This window comes from Brachyspira catarrhinii, from assembly GCF_005518285.1.
Lineage (GTDB): Bacteria > Spirochaetota > Brachyspiria > Brachyspirales > Brachyspiraceae > Brachyspira > Brachyspira catarrhinii.
In genome coordinates this window covers 1-1,169 of record NZ_SJDU01000553.1, presented here as the reverse complement: position 1 = coordinate 1,169, position 1,169 = coordinate 1, and the positions used below count along the sequence as shown (strand labels likewise).

The following is a 1,169-nucleotide window of genomic DNA, read 5'->3' as shown; positions in this document are numbered from 1 at the left end:
ATTTTTAACTTATTATTTATTTCTGTAAAATCCATATTGATTATATTATTTAGTTTTTTATCTGTTATTTCATTAATATCTTTTATGATTCTATCTTCAAAATTAAATTGCTTTGATATTGATAATATTCTAGATATTCCAGCTTCTTCATTGAGAGTAATAACAAAAGGAATATTAAAAATAATAGCAAAACATATACCATGAAAGGAATCTGTTATAAGATATTTTGAATTTTTAATGATATAAAGCCAAGCTTCCACAGAATAATTAAAATTAATTGTTATAACTTTTAATTTTAATTTATCTGATATAGTATTAATTATATTATTTAAATCAGATCTTAAATTATATACTGCTATATAATCATAATCTATTTTTAATTTGCTTTTAGATATTAAATAATCATAATCTTTTGATTCTAATAAAAGTACAGGGTCTAATGTGTGAACAGCATCAATATAAAATTCATTTTTACAAATATCAACACCAGTATCTTCTCTCACTGATACATAATCAAATTGATTTAAATAATTCTTAAATAAAACCTTATTTTCTTTATTTCCATTATATGTATCTATTCCAAATGATGAAGAATAAGATATCTTTTTTTTACTATTTGGTACAAAATTAAGTAAATAATAAAATATATTATCTAGAAAAAAATCATATCTCCAGACCTGATCTGAACCAACTATAAAAGTATCACATTTATCTACATATTTTTGAAGTTCTTCTTTAGAAAAAACTTCATTACCTACATTTAAATATTTTAAAGCTGTTTTACACCCCATTACATTGTCATATAAACCATTATTACCATAGCTATTATAAATTAATATTGGATTATATCCGATATTCTTTATTACATTAAAAAGAGCATAATAAGTTAATACCCCTCCAAAATTATTCTGAAACATCATATTAACTATTGCAATATTATATTTTGGATCTTTACTATTTTTATATAACTTTTCTAAATACTCATTCTCTAAATTATCAAAAAAATATTTCCTGCTAAAAAATATAGGCATATTACCACCTATACCTCCGCTTGAAGGTTTTATTGAAGTAACATCTTTATAAGTAAAAGAGCTATTTATAATATCAAATATTTCTTTAGATTTTTTAGTATTTAATAATGTAAGAGATACTCCCTTATTATCATTATC

At 21.1% G+C, this 1,169-nt stretch carries 1 protein-coding gene; it reads right to left on the bottom strand.

Annotated features, from left to right (window positions below):
* On the bottom strand, window positions 1-1,169 hold a 1,169-nt coding region (locus EZH24_RS12245), incomplete at both ends, for a polysaccharide pyruvyl transferase family protein (protein ID WP_137999341.1).